Raw genomic sequence first — 19,993 nt, 5'->3', positions numbered from 1 at the left:
TCTGCGGGCCTGAAGCAGGATGCGGAGACGGGAAAACCAGGTCAGTCCTGCGTCAGTTCAACAGGCGGCCCACCGGGCCGCATGCATTATTTAGCGGTCAGGAAATCTTCGCGCTGCGGTGTAAACGTATCCAGTAAGGTGCCCGCCTCAAGACAGACACAGCCATGAACCACATTGGGCGCTTTGTAGAGCGTATCTCCTGCGCCCACCTCACGCGTTTCACCATTGATGGTGAAGGCAAAACGTCCGCTCAGCACGTAGGTCAGCTGCTCGTGGGGATGGTGATGCAGCGGGCCGACAGCCTCTTTCTCGAAAATCACTTCTACCGCCATCATGGTGCCGCCGTACGCCAGCACGCGGCGGGTCACGCCGTTGCCCAGATCTTCCAGTGGTCGCTCTTTATGGTAGATAAACATCGCAATCCTCCTGCGGTTGCCCCTGCTGCGGTGACCGTTTTGTGATGGATCTCACAGCGCTCGGGTGAATTAGTTTATGCACTTTAGTGGTTTTTCACTAAAATGAAACGGTGTTTCAATTAATTTATAAGGGTAGATCATGAAAATCGCGTTAATGATGGAAAACAGCCAGGCCGCTAAAAACGTTACCGTGCTGAAAGAACTGGAAGGCGTCGCACAGCCACTGGGCCATCAGGTCTTCAACGTCGGTATGAGCGATGAGCAGGATCACCACCTGACCTATATTCACCTCGGCATTCAGGCCAGCGTGTTGCTCAACAGCCAGGCCGTGGATTTCGTGGTCGCGGGCTGCGGCACCGGGCAGGGCGCGCTGATGTCGCTTAACATTCACCCGGGCGTCGTCTGCGGCTACTGTATCGATCCGGCGGATGCCTACCTGTTTGCCCAGATCAACAACGGTAATGCCTTATCTCTGCCGTTCGCCAAAGGCTTTGGCTGGGGCGCTGAACTTAACCTGCGCTTTATCTTTGAAAAAGCCTTCACCGGCGAGAAGGGCAATGGCTATCCGCCAGAGCGTAAAGAGCCGCAGGTGCGTAATGCCGGTCTGCTGAATCAGGTCAAAGCTGCCGTGATCAAAGAGAACTACCTCGACACGGTGCGCGCCATCGACCCTGAACTGGTGCGTACTGCCGTTAGTGGCCCACGCTTCCAGCAGTGTCTGTTTGAGCATGGCAAAAATCAGGAAATCGTCGCTTTTGTGCGTCAGCTGACCCACTAACGCATCCGGGGTCATAAGGCCGGTCTGACCGGCCTTTTTTTATTCTCTCTTTCCCGACATCAGCTGAACGTCAGCTCTGCTGCGCCAGCGCCGGATTGTAATGGCGACTCGCCTCCACCAGCATCCGGGTGTAGGGCATCGCGGCGCGGTCGGCCACCAGCGTCGGCACATCCAGCGTCTCCAGCACCTTGCCCTGTTGCATAACCGCCACGCGATGGCAGAGGTGCGCCACCACGCCGAGATCGTGTGTCACCATCAGATAGGTCAGGTTCTCCTGCTGCTGCAGATCGCTGAGCAGATTGAGGATCTCCGCCTGCACCGAAACATCCAGCGCGGAGGTCGGCTCATCCAGCAGCAGTACGCGCGGCTCTAAAATCAGTGCCCGGGCAATCGCCACGCGCTGACGCTGACCACCGGAAAGCTGGTGCGGATAACGCGTCTGCCAGGCACGATTCAGCCCGACCTTATCCAGCATCGCCACGACGCGCTGCTGGCGCTGCCCGATACCCTGAATCTGTAATGGCTCTTCAAGGATATCGCCCAGCGTGTGACGCGGATGCAGCGAGCCATAAGGGTCTTGAAACACCATCTGCACCTGACGGCAGCGCGCCCGATCGATGCGGTGCGCCAGCGGCTGGCCATCAATGGTCAGCTCTCCCTGCCAGTGATTAAACAGGCCCGCCAGACACTTCAGTACCGTGGTTTTGCCCGAGCCCGACTCACCGACCAGCCCGAAGATTTCACCCTGTTTAACCTGCAGGCTGACGTCGAACAGCACCTGATTACGGCGACCCTCTTCACCAAAACTCAGGTTGAGATTTTTCACCTCAATCATCGTAACTCCTTAGTCAGTTAGCCAGCTGGCGTGACGTTGTAACACCGGCAGACGCGTGCGCCGCCGATCAAGGTCGGGCAGTGCTGCCAGCAGTCCCTGAGTATAGGGATGCTGCGCGCGGTCAAGTTCGCTGGCGGCCAGCGACTCCACCACGCGCCCGGCATACATCACCAGCACCCGATCGCAGAAGCTGCGCACCAGATTGATATCGTGACTGATAAAAATCAGTCCCAGACCGCGCGCTTTCACCAGATCATCCAGCAGCGCCAGCACCTGCAGGCGTACCGAGACATCCAGCGCAGAGGTGGGCTCATCGGCAATCACCAGTTCCGGCTCGGTGATCAGCATCATGGCAATCATCACGCGCTGCCCCTGGCCGCCGGAAATCTCATGGGGATAGAGCTGATATACCCGTTCAGGATCGCGGATCTGCACCTCCTCCAGCATCGCCAGCGCCCGCTGACGTGCCGCCGATTTCTGGCCGCGATGGTGACTGCGCCAGGCTTCGGCAATCTGTTCGCCCACCCGGATCACCGGATTCAGCGAATATTTCGGGTCCTGCATAATCATCGAGATGCGTTTGCCACGAATAGCGCGCATCTCTGCCGGGCTGGCGTGCAACAGGTCGATATCGCCAAACTGCATCCGGCTCGCCTCAATGCGCGCCTTAGCCGGATGCAGCTGCAGCAGGGCGCGACCCACGGTCGATTTACCGGAGCCGGACTCACCGACAATCGCCAGCTTCTCCTGACCGAGCTGAAAGGAGACGCCACGCACCGCCGGCGTAATCTGGCGTCCGTTAACAAAGTTCACGTGCAAATCGCGCACGTCGAGCAACGGCGAGGCGTTACTCACTGCGGGGATCGAGCAGGTCACGTAGGCCATCTCCTAAGAAGTTAAATGCCAGGCTATTAATCAGGATCGCCAGACCGGGAACGGTCACCACCCACCAGCACTCCAGCATGTAGGTGCGGCCACTGGCGATCATCGCGCCCCATTCCGGATCCGGCGGCTGCGCGCCCAGCCCAAGAAACCCCAGCCCGGCGGCGGTGAGGATAATGCCCGCCATATTCATGGTGATGCGGATAATTACCGACGGCAGGCAGAGCGGAATAATGTGCTTCCAGAGCACCCGCAACGGCGACGCGCCCTGTAAGCGCACCGCCGAGATAAAGTCCGCCTGACGCAGCGACAGCGTTTCAGCGCGGGCCAGACGGGCTATGGGTGGCCAGGCAGTGAGTGTAATCGCGATCACCACATGCTCCAGACCCGGCCCCAGCGCGGCAACAAAGGCCAGCGCCAGTACCAGGCTCGGGAAGGAGATAAAGATATCGGTGACGCGCATCAGCACGCCGTCGACTTTGCCGCCAAAATAACCGGCGGTGACGCCCAGCAGCAGGCCCAGCGGCCCGACGGTGACCGATACCAGCAGCACGATGTAGAGCGTGATGCGTGCGCCCCACACCAGACGACTGAAGATATCCCGGCCAAACTCGTCGGTGCCGAACCAGTGGGCCGCGCCGGGAGGCGTCAGCGCATTGTTCAGATCCTGAACCAGCGGGTGATACGGCGCGATCCAGGGCGCGAACAGCGCCACGATGCAGAGCACCAGCACAATGCCACCACCAATCGCGGTCAGGGGATTACAGGCCATGCGCCAGAGGAAATAGCCGCAGCGGGCAGCAAAACGCTGACAGCGCACCAGCCGCTCACGGGAATGACTCACAGACGCAGCGTCAAAAGAGATCGTCATACTTTGGTCCTCGGATCGAACACCTGATAGAGCAGGTCGGAGATCAGGTTAAGCAGCACAAAAATCAGACCCACCACCAGCACACAGCCCATCACCGCATTCATATCGCCCAGCATCAGACTGCCGGTGAGGTAGGAGCCAAAGCCGGGCCAGGAGAAGACGGTTTCAATCAGCACCGCGCCCTCCAGCAGCGAGCCATAGGCCAGCGCCACCACGGTCAGCAGCTGCACCAGGATATTGCGGAAGGCGTGCTGCCAGATCACCTGCCATTCAGTCAGGCCTTTGACCCGCGCGGTCAGAATGAACTCCTGCGACAGTTGCGCGAGCATAAAGCTGCGCGTCATGCGGCTGATATAGGCCATGGAGTGAAAGCCGAGTAGCGAGGCGGGCAGCACCAGATGATTCAGCGCATTCCAGAACACCTGACTGTTGCCCGCCAGCAGGGCGTCAATCAGCATAAAGCCGGTGCGACGTGGCACGATGCCATCCAGGCTGAAGTCCACCCGACCTGCGCCGCCGACCCAGCCGAGATGGGCATAGAACAGCAGCAGGCCAATCATGCCGACCCAGAAGATTGGGGTGGAGTAACCGGCCAGGCTGAGCATCCGCACCACATAGTCGATGACGCTGTTGCGACGCGCCGCCGCCAGCACACCCAGCGGCACGCCCAGTCCTGCGCCAATCACAATCGCCAGCGTGGCCAGCTCTACGGTTGCCGGAAAGACGCGCACAATGTCATGCACCACCGGCTGACCGGTGAGCAGCGCATGGCCGAGATCGCCATGCAGCAGCGCGTTAAGGTAGATGCCAAACTGCACCCACAGCGGTTTATCAAAGCCGAGCTGGTGATAAACCTGCTGATAGGTGGCCTGATCGGCGTCGGGGCCGACAATCGCCAGCACCGGATCCAGCGGCATTACCCGGCCAATAAAAAAGGTCAGTAGCAGCAGGCCGAACAGGGTAATCACTACCTGCACCGCGCGATGGCTGATGCGGCGGCACTGAGTTCGGGTCAGGGTCAGGATCATAGGGTGCCTCCCGCTTTGGCTTCAGGGGTTTTCCAGACATCGCGGAGGAAGGTGGTCGCTGAGGGATGCGGCTGATAAGCCTGCACCCGGTTGCTGACCACCACGGAGTCGAGCATTTGTGAAATCGGCATCAGTGCAGGTACCAGCTGGTCATAGCGCTGCTGGATGGCGTAATAGGCCTGCTGCTGGCGGGTTTTGTCGCGCTCCACCAGCGCCTGATCGATCATGCTGTTGAGCTGCGCGTCATAGAAACCGGTGCGCCAGCCCTGGAAGTTGGTCAGCCGGGCGCTGTCAGCATTATTCGGGTTATAGACCAGCGCGCGCAGGCTGGAGTGGGGATGCGGCTCTACGCCGCTGCCGCCGCGTCCGACCAGCAGACTGAACTGGCGGTCGCGCATCGCGCCATAGATCTGGTTACCGGTGCCGGTGATGATTTTTGCGCGGATCCCGCCCTGGAGCAGCGTCGACTGCACGGCGATGGCGATGTTCAGAAATGGCTGATCGGCCAGCACCCGCAGCGTGGTGTCGAAGCCGTCCGGATAACCCGCTTCAGCCAGCAGTGCGCGGGCGCGCGGCACATCGAGCCGGTAACCGGGATCGGGCAGCGTGGCGGGCATGCCAGCCTGAATCGGGCGCTGATGCAGCTCGCCATAGCCGGTCATCAGGCTTTTATTGATGCCCTGATAATCGATCAGGTAGCGTACCGCTTCCCGCACTTTGATATTGTCGAAGTGCGGATCTTTCATGCTCATCGCCAGGTAGTAGATCGTTCCTTTTCTTACCGCATCAATGGTGAGGTCGGGGTCGTGCCGCAGGGCGCGCACGTCGGGGATCGCCATGTTACTGGCGATATCCAGATCGCCTTTCTCCATCATCAGCCGCAGGGTCTGCGACTCCTGCAGATGGCGGAACACCACCCGCGACATCTTCGCCTCGCCGCGCCAGTAATCGGTCGCACGACTCATGCGCAGCACATCTTTTGCCTGCCATACATCCAGCCGGAACGGGCCGGAGCCCGCTTCATGGGTGGTGAGCCAGCGGTTGCCCCAGTCGCCATCCACCTCATGCTGCTGCACAGTTTTGCTGTCCAGCACCACCATGCTGCCCAGCGCCGCCAGCGAGTAGATCACCAGTTGCGGATCGTTAGGTCTGGGCAGGGTGATCACCAGCGTGCGGTCGTCGGGCGCGGTAATCATCTGGTCAACATTGTCGCGGCTGAAGCCGTACGATTTCCACACCGACGCCTGCGCGAGGTTCAGATGCAGCACCCGCCGCATCGACCAGACCGCATCGGCGCTGGTCAGCGGATTGCCGGAGTGAAACCTGACGTTGTCGCGCAGGTGAAAAGTCAGGGTGCGGTTATCCGGGCTGACTGACCAGCGTTCCGCCAGCGCCGGGCGCACCTCGGTGAGTTGCTGCGGGTTCAGCTCGACCAAACCGTCATAGAGATTCACTACAATGCCGACCACCTCGTTGCCGGTCATAGCGGCCGGATCCAGGGTGAGCAGGTTATTCATATTCATGCCGACGATCAGCTGGTCATCCGGGGTCTTTGCCTGGATTGACGCGCTGCCCGTCAGCATCAGCAGCGTGATCAGCCACGCGCCACATCGTTGTGTCAGGGTCATAGGTAAAGTCCAGCAGGTCAGAGGTTTTCCCGTTTACGACTCTGCCTGCTGCTGGCCACCGGGATGGCAGGCAGCAGGCGGGCGACGGGGTTATTATTGTTTGCCGTACTTCGGTAGTGCGATTTACCAGCGGTTCAGCGTGTGCGTCTCAATCCAGCTGAAGTTAATATCCTCACCCAGCCCGCTGCGGGTCGGCAGGGTGACAAATCCCTGATCGTCCATCGGATCGATCAGGCTGTTGAGGTAGGCGGGCGGTGTTTCATAATCCAGGAAGGGATGCAGCAGGCCGCGCTCATACCAGCGGCAGTTACGGATCGCCCCGACCACCGCCAGGCTGGCCGCACCGTTGCCGTGCACTTCGCAATCCATGCCAAAGGCTTCAGCCAGATTCGCCACTTTCAGGGTGGGCGAGATGCCGCCTACGCCGTTGGCTCCGGCTCGCAGAATGTCGCAGGCTCCGGCACGCACCCAGTCGGCGCGGCTGTGATGTTTACCGCCCAGGCTCTCCGGACCAAGCACGTCGATAGAGAGGTTTTCGGCCAGCCAGGCGTAAGAGGCCATGCTCTCTTCCTCCATCGGCTCCTCGAACCAGGCGAAATTAAGCTTTTCCAGCGCCTTGCCGATGGTCAGCGCGTCACTGCGGCTGTACCAGTGATAGCCGTCCAGCATCAGCGCGATATCGGGGCCCACCGCTTCACGCACCGCCGCGCAGGCTTTGATATCCATCGCCGGGCTGGGTGCGAAGGAGACCGGCGGCATCCAGGTGTGCAGCTTGATTGCCTGATACCCGCGCGCCACCAGCTTTTCCGCGAACTGCGCATACTCATCCGGCGTTGATAATCCACCGCTCAGCTCGTCACCACACATGGTGCTGCCGTAAGCCGGAATCTTCTCGCGATAGCCGCCCAGCAGTTTGTGGACAGGCTGTTTCAGCTTCCGTCCAATCAGATCCCACAATGCCTGCTCCACAGCGGAGAGCGCCCGCTCGGTGAGCTGATGGGCGCTGCCGCGCTGCCAGTGCACCAGATCCTGCCAAAGACGCTCCCGGTCAAAGGCGTTCTGACCGATCAGCACTTTGCGGAAAAAGGCATTAACCACATGGGATCGCACCACTTCCGGCGGCGCAAAGGCGTAACCACAGTCGCCTTCCTCGCTGGTCAGGGTCAATAGCGCCATCTGCGCATCATTTTCCGGGCCAGGGTGGGAGTGTCCGGCGCTGTCGGCGCAGCGTTGGGTGGGATAGGTAAAAAGGGTGACATCAATGGCGCTGATCTTCACGGTTAAGCTCCTGTGGCAGTCTGTCCTGATGAATTATTAAAACGCTGTTTCATTTTCAATCTAGCCTTCACAATTCATTAACGCATTAGCCAAAACGATACGATTAATGGCTAATATGTGTGCAACTGCCCAGGGTGTTGTGAACATATTCACGAAAGCTGACCGTTTTGTGAGCAGCGACACGCTGCGCTTTTTCCTCTCAAGGGATCTCTTTGAGCGAAACTCCGCCAGTTAACCCCGCCGCAAAAAACATTTAACCGGATGACTTCCCCTGACCACTGTTTTAGGTGATAGTAACGCCGCTTTACATTAATAATTCTCATTATCATTTGTGCGGGTTTTTACAATGAAAAAATGGTTTTTAGCGCTGGGGCTGCTCACGCTGGCAGGGACGGCTTCGGCCAAAATGATTACCGATGTCGCAGGCCGTCAGGTCGAGGTGCCGCAGGAGGCAAAACGCATTATTCTGGGTGAGGGCCGTCAGATGTATCTGCTGGCGGCATTTGAACCCGATGCCCCGTTCAAACGGGTGATTGGCTGGCGTGACGATTTCCCGAAAGCGGACTGGGACGGTTATCAGGCTTATGAAAAACGCTATCCGGAAATTAAAAAATTACCGACCTTTGGCGGTGCGAAAGATGGCACTTTCAACGTCGAGCAGGCGTTAACCCTGAAGCCCGATCTGGTGCTGATGAATCTGGAATCCAAAGCCGCCACCGATGAAGGCAAACTGATTGAAAAACTGCAGGCAGTAGGCGTGCCGGTGGTGTTTATCGATTTCCGCGAAGCGCCGATGGTGAATGCTGAGAAAAGTATCCGCATCATGGGCGAACTGGTGAACAAACCGGCGCGTGCCCAGGAAATTATCACCTTCCGCCAGCAGCAGATTGACCTTGTCACCTCGCGTCTGAAGAACTTTACCGGCTACCGCCCGAAAGTGATGATTGACCGTGCAGGCGGCTACAGCGACGAGTGCTGCATGTCGTTTGGCAATGAAAACTTTGGTCAGATGGTCGAGATCGCGGGCGGTCGTAACATCGCTAAAGATCTGATCCCTGGCACCTTCGGCACCGTTAACCCGGAACAGATTATCGCCAGCCAGCCGGATGTGGTGGTGGTGACCGGCGCTAACTGGAAGAATTACAATACCGTGGGCAAATGGGTCGGCGTCGGTCCGGGTGCCAATGTCACCGAGGCTACCGCGCGTCTTAAGGGGCTGATGATGCGCGATGCTTTTAAAACCCTGCCGGTGGCGCACAACGGCAATGTCCACGCCATCTGGCATCAGTTCTACGACAGCCCTTACCAGTTTGTGGCTATCCAGGCGCTGGCGAAATGGCTGCATCCCGATCTGTTTGCCGATCTGGATCCGGACGCCACCTTCCGCACGTTCCACGAGAAGTTCCTGCCGCTGCCTTATCAGCCAGGATACTGGGTCACTTTACCCGCTGATAAACCCTGACTGACCGGCGATGACAGGGACGTCATCCGCCTGATTTGCAATTCCTCCTGAATAAACCCTCTGTTTCTCTTCAGATTTACTAATCTTTTACAGGCGCGGAGTCAGTTGCTCTGAGCAGCGCGACGTCTGACGCGGTCCGCATTCACGTTAAAAATGGAGAAAAACATGCGCAATACCCTGGGAAGATCGGCCTTTGCCGTGACGCTGTACGCTCTGCTGGAGCCGGTGCCGCTGGGCTTTTTTGTCGCGGCCTGGCTGTTCGATATTCTCTATAGCCAGACCTTTGTGTTGTTCTGGACGGATGCCGCAGGCTGGCTGATTGCGCTGGGACTGATACTGGCGATTGTGCCGCGACTCATCGCGCTGGTTTATCTGTTCCGCGGCAGTGACAGTGCGGAAAAGAGTCATTTCTGGCTCTGGCTGGTGGCGATTGTGATCGCTATCGTCAATGCGTTTATTCACAGCCGTGATGCCGCCGCTGTCATCCCGCTGGGCGTGACGCTTTCGACGCTGGTGGTAGCGCTGCTGCTGCTGGCGAATGTGCAACTTGCGTTACGTCAGCGTAGCGCTTAAGGAGGAGCCACCATGAAGATACCGCATAAAACGTTGCTCGCGCTTACCCTGACAGCACTGCTGGCAGGCTGTGATGATGGTGCGCTGGTCGATCCGCAGAAGCAGATCGGACCGAATCCCGAACTGCCGCAGGCACAGAACTTCTTTATGCCGCCGATGCAGGTGCCGGAAGGCACGCCGTGGAAAGCGGGCGAAATGCCAAAAGTGGCTGACGGGCTGAAAATCGAAAAGATCGCTGACAATCTGCAGCATCCGCGTCAGGTTTATGTGCTGCCGAATAACGATGTGCTGGTGGCGGAATCCAACGGCCCGGCCAAACCCACCACCCGGCCTAAACAGCTGATTATGGGCATTGTGCAGAAAGCGTCAGGTAAGGGCGGCGCTGGCGGCAACCGGATTACGCTGCTGCGCAACGTCAATGGCAAATGGGAGCAGCACCGCTTTATTGAGAATCTGCACTCGCCGTTTGGTATGCAGCTGATTGGCAATACCCTTTACGTCGCGAATGCTGACAGCCTGGTGAAGTTCCCCTATCGCGAAGGGGAGACGGAGATCCGCACCGCGCCTGAAGAGGTGACGGAACTGCCGGGCGGGCCGATTAACCACCACTGGACCAAAGCGCTGTTGGCCAGCCCCGATGGCAGCAAGCTCTATGTGGGTGTCGGCTCCAACAGTAACGTCACCGAGAACGGCATTGGCGCAGAGTATCGCCGCGCCGCGGTGCTGGAAGTGGACGCGGCCAGCGGTGCCAGCCGGATCTACGCCAGCGGATTGCGCAATCCGACCGGCTTACAGTGGGAACCGCAGAGCGGAAAACTGTGGGCCATCGTCAACGAGCGTGATGAAATCGGCTCCGATCTGGTGCCTGACTACATGACCTCAGTGCAGGACAAAGGCTTTTACGGCTGGCCCTACAGTTACTTTGGTCAGCATGTGGATACCCGTGCCGAACCGCAGCGTCCCGATCTGGTTGAGAAAGCGATTAAGCCTGATTATGCCCTGAGTTCGCATGTCGCTCCGCTGGGGCTGCTGTTCTACGGCGCAGATAACATGCCGCAATACCAGGGCGGTGCGTTTATCAGTGAACATGGCAGCTGGAACCGTACGCCGCTGAATGGCTACAAAGTGGTGTGGGTGAAATTTGAAAACGGCAAGCCGGTGGGTCAGCCGCAGACGGTGGTCTCGGGCTTCCTGACGGACGACGAAAAGCAGGTGCGTGGATTACCGGTCGGTCTGGCCAGCGACAAACAGGGCGGTGTCCTGATTGCTGACGATGCGGGTAATACCGTCTGGCGAATCAGCGCCGCGAAGTAAGCATTGCGCTGCTTTTTTAAGCAGAAAGCAGGCATAAAAAAAAAAGGATTTGGCATTTCGCCAAATCCTTTATTTTTTGTTCGCTACCCGGCTGGTAACCGCGCTACGAACGAGGTGCTCAGCACTCTCCACAAACAAGATTGTAAAATGTGCGGCTAAGGATTTCAAGTTTCGCCAAAATGCTGTATGTTTATACAGGTGTTGAGTGTTGAGCATCGCCTCATTGTCGACTGGCCGCTCCCAGGGGCACGGTTTTAAAATCCCGGCAGGCATCAGGTGGTGCTGGCCTGTGGCTTTAACCATGAGTGCCGCTCAGCTCTCTCCACAAAGATGTGCTTAGGCGCCCGGCGGGTAGAGTCAAAGCCCTGGTTGCCGAACAGCGCGCTCCTGTAAAAGGAGAAGGAAAGTGATGGAACTGACTAAGCTGATTCTGGATCTTATCCGGGTCATCTTGCAGATCATCGTTGCCCTTATGCAACTGACCGGTCACGCAGGTTAACCGGAACTTGAAACAAGGCGGAGCTAACCACTCCGCCTTTTTTCTTTGTCAATTCTCTGTCATCGGAGGCGGGTAAGGTGGTGCGGCAAAGCACGCCGCCGGGGCGCTGTTTATCCAGACCGGGAGTTTTATGTCCATTGCCGCCGTTATGCCCGCCCGATTAGCGCACACCTGGATTGATGAGAGTGTGAAGATGCGCGAAACCACTGTGGGTCAGCAGTGTGAGATCCTGGCGCACAGCACGCTGGAGTATAGCGAGCTGGGTGACTTCTCCTATGTCGGCGAACACTGCTGCCTGGCCGATACGCAGGTGGGGCGCTTCTGCGCCATTGCTAATCAGGTGCGCATTGGCGCGCCGAATCATCCTATGGACCGCGCCTCCCAGCATCGCTTTACCTACTGCCCGGAGTATTACCACCCAGACGCCCGACGCGATCAGGGCTTCTTTTCCGCCCGTCGCGCCGATCGGGTGATAATCGGTCACGATGTGTGGATAGGTCACGGCGTAATTGTGCTGCCTGGCGTCACCATTGGTGATGGTGCGGTGCTGGCTGCGGGTGCAGTCGTGACGAAAAACGTCGCGCCCTACAGCGTCGTGGGCGGGGTGCCGGCCAGGCCACTGCGGGTGCGCTTTACACCGGCTATCGCCGCCCGTCTCCAGCGCATTGCCTGGTGGAACTGGCCCCTGGAGAAACTGCTGGCGAATCTGCCCGATTTTCAGCACGGTGACATCGAAGCGTTCTGCCAGCGGCACGGTGCATAGCCACCCCACGGCGCCGTCAGCCGGTTTGTACGCCGAAATAGCGCACAACCCGCTGGCCATAGAGCCCGACGGCCAGTCCGGCGATGATCAGCAGCAGCGCGGCGATTTTCTGAGGTGAAACTGTTTCGCCAAATATCGCCACTGAACCCAGGATGCCGAACACCGGTACCAGCAGCGACAGTGGCGCGACCGTTGAAACCGGATAGTGTTTCAGCAGCCAGTTCCACACCCAGTAGCCCAGCAGGGTATTGGGATAGACCTGAAACAGTATCGACAACACCGCCTTCACATCCAGATGGGTGAAGAGTGCGTGATAGCCCGCGCTGCCATTGACCAGCCCGTCCAGCAGGAAGAGCGGAATGGGTGCAAAGGCGCTCGACCAGACCAGAAAAGCAAAAACCTGCCGGGTGCCCGCTTTTTTATTGATGATATTCGCAATACTCCATGCGACCGCGCCTGCCAGCACCAGCAGCATGCCGGAAAACGTCACCGAACCATCGGTAATGAAAAAAATGCTCAGCAGACCGGCGCAGGCCAGCGCACAACCGGCGATCTGATAGCGGCTGAGACGCTCTTTAAATACCCAGCCACCGAGCAGCAGCGTGAAGAAGGCGCTGAACTGCAGCAGCAGCGAGGCGATGCCCGCCGACAGTCCGGTTTTAATCCCCAGATTCACCAGACCCCACAGGCCAATCCCGAAGACCAGGCCATAGCTGATCAGGTAGCGCCACGGCACGTCCGGTTTCTTAATAAAGAACAACGCTGGCAGGGCGCAGAGCGTAAAGCGGATACCTGCCAGGATAAACGGGTCGACCGCCTGCAGGCCGAGCTTGATAACTGAAAAGTTAACCCCCCAGATGGCGGTGATCATGACGGCGAGCAGCAGATGCGTTAATTTCATGAGTGACGAACTCCGGACCAGCAGAGAAAGGCAGAGGCACTGACCGCTGCACCGGCATAGCAGACAGCCTGCCATCCCCAGTGCGTATAAAGCTGAGTGGCGGCGATGGCCCCCAGCGCACTGCCCAGCGAGTAAAAGCACATATAGGCACCCACCAGACGACTTGCCGCCTCGGGTCGGGCGCCCACGATCAGGCTCTGATTAATCACATGTACCGTCTGGACGGCGAAATCGAGCAGGATCACCCCGAAAATCAGCAACAGTAACGAGGTGTGAAGCGCGGCTATCGGCAGCCAGGAGAAGGTCAGCAACGCCAGGGCTAAGCCGGTGGCACGCTGCCCCAGGCCCAGGTCAGCCCATGCGCCTGCTCTGGAGGCCGCCAGCGCACCGGCAAGTCCGGCCAGGCCGAACATCCCGGTCTGGGTGTGTGACAGTGACAGGGCGGTAAGTGGCAGTACCATCGAAGACCAGAGCATACTGAAGGCTGCAAAAATCAGCAGCGCCAGGATCCCTCGTCTGCGCAGCTGCGGTTCCGTGAGGAAGAGACGGAAAACAGACAATAAGAGGTGAGGATAAGACGTGCGCCGCGTCTGACCTGCTGTGGCGGGCAGCACTTTCGCCAGGATGAGCGAGATCAGGAGTAACAGGCAGGCAGCCGTCAGATAGACCGCCCGCCAGCCCGCCAGGTCAGCAATCATTCCGGAAACAAACCGCGCCAGCAGGATGCCGATCACGATGCCGCTGGTTACGCTGCCTACCACCTGTCCGCGCTGTTCTGGTGATGCCAGCATGGCGGCCCACGCCACCATTAGCTGCGTGACCACCGCCATTAATCCCACCAGCAGCATTGCGCAGAGCAGCGTCATCAGGTCTGGCGCAACCGCAGCAGTGATTAACGCCACTACGGAAAGCAGCAACTGGGTAATCACCAGTTTTTTGCGGTTCACGCAGTCGCCCAGCGGCACCAGAAAGATCAGCCCGAGGGCGTAGCCGCTCTGCGTGGCCGTTACCACTGTGCCAATGGTGCCGGTGGAAACCTGCAGGCTGGCGGCTATCGATTCCAGCAGAGGCTGTGCCGAGTAAACATTGGCGACCGCCAGCGCAGAGATGAGTGAGAACAAAAAGATCATCCGGGACGAGAGCACCGGGATCGCGGCTGGGGGCGAATCGGCTTCATGATCACGCGCCTTGCCAATCGTACAGGTCATGTTGCTTTCCTTTCTGGTTTTTATTTGAAACTGGATTGGCGATATCTTTAACCGGGCTGGTTTTTTTTTGCAACTTCTTTTCGGAGTGGCTAAACTGCCATCATGAGACAGGCAGCGTGAGAGAAGAGCATGGCTAAGCAGGAATCCCTGAGAACCAGCGAGTGTCCGGTCGCCAGAACCCTGGAGTCGATAGGTGAGCGCTGGTGCATGATGATCGTGCGTGAAGCCTTTGATGACGTCCGCAGATTCAGTGACTTCCAGCGGAATTTGGGGCTGGCGAAAAATATCCTGGCGTCACGCCTGAAGCAGCTGGTGGAGATAGGGGTGTTTGAGATTGCGCCGGCCTCCGACGGCAGCGCCTACAGCGAATATGTCCTGACCGAAAGAGGCCGTTCGCTGTTTCCGGTTGTGGTCGCGATGCGCCAGTGGGGCGAGCGTTACCTGTTTGAGAAGGGCGAAACCCACTCCGTGCTGCTGGATAATGCGGAAGGAAAGCCGCTGCCACGCCTGGAGGTTATCTCTTCACAGGGGCAAAAACTGGAACCGGCCGACTGTCATCGTCAGCGGGTAGTGGCTAAAGGGTAACCGTCAGGGTTTTTCCTCTTCCGCACACTCTGAAACTGACAGGCCTGACATCGTACGCGTTACCCGATCATCGCTGTCGCCTGTAGCGGTGATCGAACAAAATGCCTTACTCCCGTTTTACGCCCCGCCATAAGGGCGTTATCCCCCGGAAACAGGTCCCCGCGCTCCCTCATCCTTTCCTGCCCCATCATGACAGGCCTGTCGATATCATCACATTTTCCAATGACCGGTTGCCTTGTAACTTCCCGATGCGCATGACAATATCGCTGCTTGTATAGACATGTACTCTCAACCCTGGATTGGGCAAATCACGCTTTCAGTCAACACGTCTCTCACTGTTCCAGCGAGGAATCTATGTCGGTCAAATCATCTGTATCAGATTATTCAGGCTCAGAGAAACAGGACCTGTCAGAAACCCGCTCCATTGATTACATCCCGTTGGGTGAACGTCATGGTCATCCCTTTAACCAGTTCACGCTCTGGTTTGGTGGCAATCTGCAAATCACGGCTATTGTCACGGGTGCGCTGGCCGTGGTGCTGGGTGGAGACGTCGTGTGGTCTCTTATCGGCTTACTGGTGGGGCAGATTCTGGGTGCAGCGATCATGTCTTTGCATGCGATCCAGGGTCCGCGCCTGGGTTTACCGCAGATGATCACCAGCCGTATGCAGTTTGGCGTGTTTGGTGCTGTTATTCCTCTGGTGCTGGTGTGCATTATGTATGTGGGATTTTCAGCCAGCGGGACAGTATTAGCCGGGCAGGCGCTGGCTAAACTTATCCATGTCAGTCATTCAACCGGGATGATCCTGTTCAGCATCCTCATCGTGATCATTGCGGTGCTGGGCTATCGCGTGATTCATCAACTGGGCAAGCTGGCGAGCGTCATTGGCGTTTTAGCCTTTGCTTATCTGTTTATCACGCTGTTCTCTGCGCATGACTTATCAGCCGTGTGGCAGAATCAGCACTTTACCCCGGCAAATTTCCTGCTGGCGGTCTCCCTGTCTTCATCCTGGCAAATTGCCTTCTGTCCTTATGTCTCGGACTATTCACGCTATCTGCCAGCTGATGTCTCCGCGAAGAAACTCTTCAGCTCAGTCTTTTTTGGCACTGTACTTGGCACGCAGGCTTCAATGACGCTGGGGGTGATTGTCGCTGCCATTGCCGGAAGTGCGTTTGCAGGCAATGAGGTCGGTTACATCGTGAGCATGGGTAGCACGGCGACCATGGCCATGGTGATTTATTTCGCCATTTGCTTTGGAAAAATCACGTTTACCACACTGAACGCCTACGGCAGTTTTATGTCACTGACCACCATTGTCTCTGGCTTCCGGCAGAAAACCACGCTGAGTCGGGGTGGGCGCATTCTGTTCGTGGTGCTTATGGTTACGCTGGCCTGCGTCATTGCTCTGCTCAGTGAACCGGCCTTTCTGAAATCCTTCACCCACTTCCTGCTGTTTCTGCTGGCTTTCTTTGTGCCGTGGAGCGCGATCAGCCTGACCGATTTCTATCTGATCACCAGGGGCAGGGTTGATGTCCCGGCACTGTCGCAGCCGGACGGACGCTATGGACGCTGGAACCTGGCCGGTATTACCGTCTATTTTCTGGGCGTGCTGGTGCAACTGCCGTTTATCGATAATCCGCAGCACCATGGATCGCTAACCTGGATTTTTGCCGGTAATGATGTCTCGTGGATCATCGGATGGTTTGCGACGGCACTGTTATGGCTGATCGCCAGCCGCTGGGATCGTCGGGGCATCCCCGAACAGTCAATTTATCCCGCCCAATAACAAGGTCAGACCGCCTGAGCGACTGCCTTTCAGGGAGTGTCACTCTTCGCGGGTGTGTGATCACCCGCGTGTCAGGAAATCCTCTTTTAAGATCAGGCGGCAGAAACGTCCGCTGCGCCGGTCTGCGCCTCGGCCACCAGCGGCTTCTCCGGTTGCAGTAGTGTCATTGCCAGCATACTGCCAAAGGCGATCAGTGCGGTGACGGTAAACATCGCGTTATAGCCGTAATATTCCGCCAGCCAGCCGCAGAGCATCGGAGAGATAATCGCTGCCAGATTGGCTATCGCCAGCGTCATGCCACTATAGGTGCCCACCGACGCTTTAGGGGTGACATCAATCACCACCGACCAGTAGACATTGTTTACCAGTGCATTCAGCGCATTGCCCAGGGTCATCAGTGCAATAATCCCGGCAGCCGACTGCACATAGGGGATCGCCATAAAGCAGCAGGCGGTGCCGCACAGCGTGACGGCGGCAAACAGATTGCGCGCCAGACGCAGATTACGGAAGCGAGCCAGCAGGGCATCGGCAATGCGACCGCCCAGCAGCACCGTAATACAGGCGCCGCTCCACGGGATCATCGCGACGTACCACAGTGAGTGCAGGTCGTAATGGAAATTATCCTGCAGATATTTCGGCATCCAGGTCACCAGGGTAAAGGTGATGTAGAGGAATGAGAAGTAGCCCAGCGCGTTGCAGACCAGGGTGCGGCTGGTAAAGAAGCGCCACCAGGGCAGTGGTACGCTGTCGCCCGCGCTGCGGCGCTGACCGGTCTGGATAAGCTGACGTTCTGCGGCATTGGTATGTGGACTTTTCTCCGGGCTGTCGCTGAAGGTGCGGGCAAACAGCGCCATCGCCAGCAGGGAGAAAACACCGAGCAGGATAAACATCATGCGCCAGTCATGGGTCAGCAGCAGCAGGCCCACCGCAATCGGGGCGGTCAGCAGCGCGCCAACCTGGGTCGAGAGCAGGCCGATGCCCAGCGCAAAGCCGCGCTCATTATCGGGTGCCCAGTGAGCAATCGCCTTGTTCATCAGCGCATAGGCCGGGCCTTCGGAAAAACCAAACATAATGCGAAGGGCAGCAAAGCCCATAATGGCGGATCCGCCAAACAGCGCCATGCCCAGTTCCCCCGCCCAGGCGGTGGCGATCTCCAGCAGCGACCAGAGTACGCCTGCCAGCAGCCAGACTTTTTTCGTGCCGATACGGTCGGCAAGAAAGCCGCCACACAGCGAACCAAACAGATAGCCAAAGCCAAAGTAGCCCAGCACTGCACCGAGCTGGACTTTGCTGAAGTGATACTCCGCCGCAATGGCGTTAGCCGCAAACGACAGGGCACCGCGATCGATGTAGTTGATCAGGGCGATCAGGAACAGCAGTGAAAATATGGTGTAACGGTAACGGCTGGTTGTCATCTCACTTCTCCTGATTAAATGTCTCAGGAGAGCAGAAGCAAAATTGATGCCGGAAAGGGTATTTATCCGGCAAACAGCGGACAAGCACAGAATTCGGGCCCCTGAGCCCGCCCCGAATAGGCTTAACTGATCCCGCTAATAATTCGCCTGCGCTTCAATGCGGTGCAGCCGCTGCCTGTCGGTGGTGAGGCTCAGGCGGCGTTATGATGGTTGGGGCTGACGTGTGGCAGCGGGATAACCACGGCTTGCGTGACTGCTTCTGTATCAGCCGTCCCGACCTGGGGTATTTCGCCCACGTGTAGTAAAATCTGCTGCTGATAAGTCGCATCTGCCACCGTCGTCTGTTCACTCAGCAGTACGCCAGCCTCATTGACGTTTTTTCCGTCCACTTTTATTTTGCTGGTGGCACTGGCCAGCATCCACTCATATTCAATATCGACGTGGCCGCTATCAATACAGCGGATACCGTGCTGACTTAAATCATATGCCAACACGGTTGCGGTCGGCCCTAATGAAATCAAGACCAGGTCAAAGTTGACGGCATTCTTTAAAACGGTATCAAACAGACGATCATAGACGGAAAAGGCATTACGGTTCAGCGTCGTAATACGTTTCACTTCGCTGGCTCCCTCCAGTAAATCATTGCCTAATCCCAGACGTGTGCCACTGCCTTCCACAATTAATACCCGGCGGCCCTGATAGAGCTGTTTAAACTTATCAAATATCGTCCGGGATAATTGCTTGCCTTTATAATCGTGATAGGGACGGGTCACCGAGGTATTTCCATACTGGTACTGTTTATTCAGCAGGCCCTCATAATATTTAAAATAAAATGATTTATGGAAGAACCAGAACAGGGCCGACCCGCCCCGCATATTACGGGTGGTACGAAAGGCATCCGGCAGACAGATCAGACAGTTCGGGTTGGCTCCTGAATCCTGCTGCAGCAAGGCTTTGAGCCGTGCAGAGAGATTCGGGTCAAATGGCTGAAAACCGATATTTTTATACCAGGTCATTTCCAGTTCACCGTCGCCATAACGGGCCAGGGATAATTGTGGGTTACGTAATAACAGATCGACAGTCTCTTCTATCGACATAACGGAATAACGCTTTACCCGTGCCTGCGCGGCAGGATAGCGAATGGCAGCATTAAGAAACTTAAAAGGGAAACGAAACTTGCGATAAATAGCGTGAAGTGCGGTCATAGTTAACCTGCCTGGTTTATTGCTGCCAGAAAAATCCCGCCTGCTGGCCGGATAAACGAATATAAGAGAGCTGATATATATCACAGATAAAATAATCGTCATGCTGCGGAATATCTGAAATCGTTTTCATCGGCAAAATGCCTTTGTTCATTAATCTATTTCCTGAGTGTTATTTTTCAGGAAAATAATAAAAAACGCGTTCAGGCTGGCACAATTAAATCATTTAAACAGCAGCGACACCGCACCAGCGTTGATGAAGCCGCCAATAATAACAGCAGGGCAGTAACATTCCCGATTTCAGCAATAAGAGTTATTTCAGAGCAGAGTTAATAAACCATTATGATTATTTGACTCCGAAAAACTTTCGTCGGGCACACTTTAGCTGGCGTTACAGAAGGGCGGCTTGTCTGTTAATTAATCGCCTTTGAACAAAAGGTGCGGTCGTTAGCAGCCTATGGTTAATTTTTTGTGATGGATATCCCGTAATCAGCCCTTCAGAAAGTAAAAAAAGCGGCCTGACCGCATTAACAGGTGACATTTATAATAAATATTTCTAATGATTAACGC

General features: G+C 57.0%; 18 protein-coding genes. 7 read left to right on the top strand and 11 right to left on the bottom strand.

What is annotated here, in order from left to right; translation table 11 throughout:
• Nucleotides 1-86: 86 nt before the first annotated feature.
• Nucleotides 87-416: a cupin domain-containing protein gene (locus OK409_RS05280; RefSeq protein WP_010245017.1), complete on the bottom strand. Its 330-nt coding sequence runs from the start codon at nucleotides 414-416 to the stop codon at nucleotides 87-89.
• 139 nt (nucleotides 417-555) lie between these two features.
• Between OK409_RS05280 and OK409_RS05275 the strand changes: the two genes are divergently transcribed.
• Nucleotides 556-1,194 (top strand): RpiB/LacA/LacB family sugar-phosphate isomerase, encoded by a 639-nt coding sequence (locus OK409_RS05275; RefSeq protein WP_264353028.1) that lies wholly within the window; start codon nucleotides 556-558, stop codon nucleotides 1,192-1,194.
• 70 nt (nucleotides 1,195-1,264) lie between these two features.
• Here the strand turns inward: OK409_RS05275 and OK409_RS05270 are convergent, their stop codons facing one another.
• The 6 genes from OK409_RS05270 to OK409_RS05245 all read right to left on the bottom strand — a co-directional run bounded on the left by OK409_RS05270 (nucleotide 1,265) and on the right by OK409_RS05245 (nucleotide 7,716).
• A complete protein-coding gene (locus tag OK409_RS05270; protein WP_010245009.1) occupies nucleotides 1,265-2,029 on the bottom strand; it encodes an ABC transporter ATP-binding protein in 765 nt (254 codons plus the stop codon).
• A 9-nt stretch (nucleotides 2,030-2,038) separates the two neighbouring features.
• Nucleotides 2,039-2,905: an ABC transporter ATP-binding protein gene (locus OK409_RS05265; RefSeq protein ID WP_010245006.1), complete on the bottom strand. Its 867-nt coding sequence runs from the start codon at nucleotides 2,903-2,905 to the stop codon at nucleotides 2,039-2,041.
• Nucleotides 2,877-3,782, bottom strand: a complete 906-nt coding sequence (locus OK409_RS05260) for an ABC transporter permease (RefSeq protein WP_010670128.1) — start codon at nucleotides 3,780-3,782, stop codon at nucleotides 2,877-2,879. The genes OK409_RS05265 and OK409_RS05260 overlap by 29 nt, the downstream gene beginning before the upstream one ends.
• A complete protein-coding gene (locus tag OK409_RS05255; protein ID WP_010245000.1) occupies nucleotides 3,779-4,810 on the bottom strand; it encodes an ABC transporter permease in 1,032 nt (343 codons plus the stop codon). Before OK409_RS05255 ends, OK409_RS05260 begins: the two co-directional genes overlap by 4 nt.
• Nucleotides 4,807-6,393 (bottom strand): ABC transporter substrate-binding protein, encoded by a 1,587-nt coding sequence (locus OK409_RS05250; protein WP_264366895.1) that lies wholly within the window; start codon nucleotides 6,391-6,393, stop codon nucleotides 4,807-4,809. Before OK409_RS05250 ends, OK409_RS05255 begins: the two co-directional genes overlap by 4 nt.
• Before the next feature lie 168 nt (nucleotides 6,394-6,561).
• A complete protein-coding gene (locus OK409_RS05245) occupies nucleotides 6,562-7,716 on the bottom strand; it encodes a mandelate racemase family protein (protein WP_010244993.1) in 1,155 nt (384 codons plus the stop codon).
• A gap of 346 nt (nucleotides 7,717-8,062) precedes the next feature.
• Between OK409_RS05245 and OK409_RS05240 the strand changes: the two genes are divergently transcribed.
• The 4 genes from OK409_RS05240 (at nucleotide 8,063) to OK409_RS05225 (ending at nucleotide 12,327) form a co-directional block, all read left to right on the top strand.
• Entirely contained in the window at nucleotides 8,063-9,178 is a 1,116-nt protein-coding gene (locus tag OK409_RS05240) for an ABC transporter substrate-binding protein (RefSeq protein ID WP_052271956.1), read from the top strand.
• Nucleotides 9,179-9,343: 165 nt separating this feature from the next.
• A complete protein-coding gene (locus OK409_RS05235; protein WP_010244987.1) occupies nucleotides 9,344-9,751 on the top strand; it encodes a hypothetical protein in 408 nt (135 codons plus the stop codon).
• A gap of 12 nt (nucleotides 9,752-9,763) precedes the next feature.
• Nucleotides 9,764-11,065 carry a PQQ-dependent sugar dehydrogenase gene (locus OK409_RS05230; protein ID WP_010670132.1) on the top strand — a complete coding sequence of 434 codons (1,302 nt, stop codon included), beginning with the start codon at nucleotides 9,764-9,766 and terminating at the stop codon, nucleotides 11,063-11,065.
• Nucleotides 11,066-11,694: 629 nt separating this feature from the next.
• The gene (locus OK409_RS05225; protein WP_010244979.1) at nucleotides 11,695-12,327 is read left to right on the top strand and encodes a DapH/DapD/GlmU-related protein; all 633 of its coding nucleotides are present in this window, start codon (nucleotides 11,695-11,697) and stop codon (nucleotides 12,325-12,327) included.
• A 16-nt stretch (nucleotides 12,328-12,343) separates the two neighbouring features.
• On the opposite strand, the gene OK409_RS05220 is transcribed toward OK409_RS05225, so the two are convergent.
• Together OK409_RS05220 and OK409_RS05215 are read right to left on the bottom strand one after the other, a co-directional pair.
• A complete protein-coding gene (locus OK409_RS05220) occupies nucleotides 12,344-13,228 on the bottom strand; it encodes an EamA family transporter (RefSeq protein WP_264366831.1) in 885 nt (294 codons plus the stop codon).
• The gene (locus tag OK409_RS05215) at nucleotides 13,225-14,436 is read right to left on the bottom strand and encodes an MFS transporter (RefSeq protein ID WP_264366830.1); all 1,212 of its coding nucleotides are present in this window, start codon (nucleotides 14,434-14,436) and stop codon (nucleotides 13,225-13,227) included. The genes OK409_RS05220 and OK409_RS05215 overlap by 4 nt, the downstream gene beginning before the upstream one ends.
• Nucleotides 14,437-14,565: 129 nt before the next feature.
• Between OK409_RS05215 and OK409_RS05210 the strand changes: the two genes are divergently transcribed.
• Both OK409_RS05210 and OK409_RS05205 read left to right on the top strand, forming a co-directional pair.
• The gene (locus OK409_RS05210; protein ID WP_033757616.1) at nucleotides 14,566-15,021 is read left to right on the top strand and encodes a winged helix-turn-helix transcriptional regulator; all 456 of its coding nucleotides are present in this window, start codon (nucleotides 14,566-14,568) and stop codon (nucleotides 15,019-15,021) included.
• Between the two features lie 354 nt (nucleotides 15,022-15,375).
• Nucleotides 15,376-16,806 carry a purine-cytosine permease family protein gene (locus tag OK409_RS05205; protein WP_264366829.1) on the top strand — a complete coding sequence of 477 codons (1,431 nt, stop codon included), beginning with the start codon at nucleotides 15,376-15,378 and terminating at the stop codon, nucleotides 16,804-16,806.
• A gap of 92 nt (nucleotides 16,807-16,898) precedes the next feature.
• Here OK409_RS05205 and OK409_RS05200 read toward each other — a convergent pair whose 3' ends face one another.
• Together OK409_RS05200 and OK409_RS05195 are read right to left on the bottom strand one after the other, a co-directional pair.
• Nucleotides 16,899-18,221 (bottom strand): MFS transporter, encoded by a 1,323-nt coding sequence (locus tag OK409_RS05200; RefSeq protein WP_010670137.1) that lies wholly within the window; start codon nucleotides 18,219-18,221, stop codon nucleotides 16,899-16,901.
• A 191-nt stretch (nucleotides 18,222-18,412) separates the two neighbouring features.
• On the bottom strand, nucleotides 18,413-19,426 hold the full coding sequence (locus tag OK409_RS05195) for a GT-D fold domain-containing glycosyltransferase (protein ID WP_236351741.1): 1,014 nt from the start codon (nucleotides 19,424-19,426) through the stop codon (nucleotides 18,413-18,415).
• Nucleotides 19,427-19,993 lie beyond the last annotated feature (567 nt).

This window comes from Pantoea sp. RG18, from assembly GCF_025910075.1.
Lineage (GTDB): Bacteria > Pseudomonadota > Gammaproteobacteria > Enterobacterales > Enterobacteriaceae > Pantoea > Pantoea agglomerans.
This window is presented reverse-complemented; position numbering and strand designations above follow the sequence as displayed.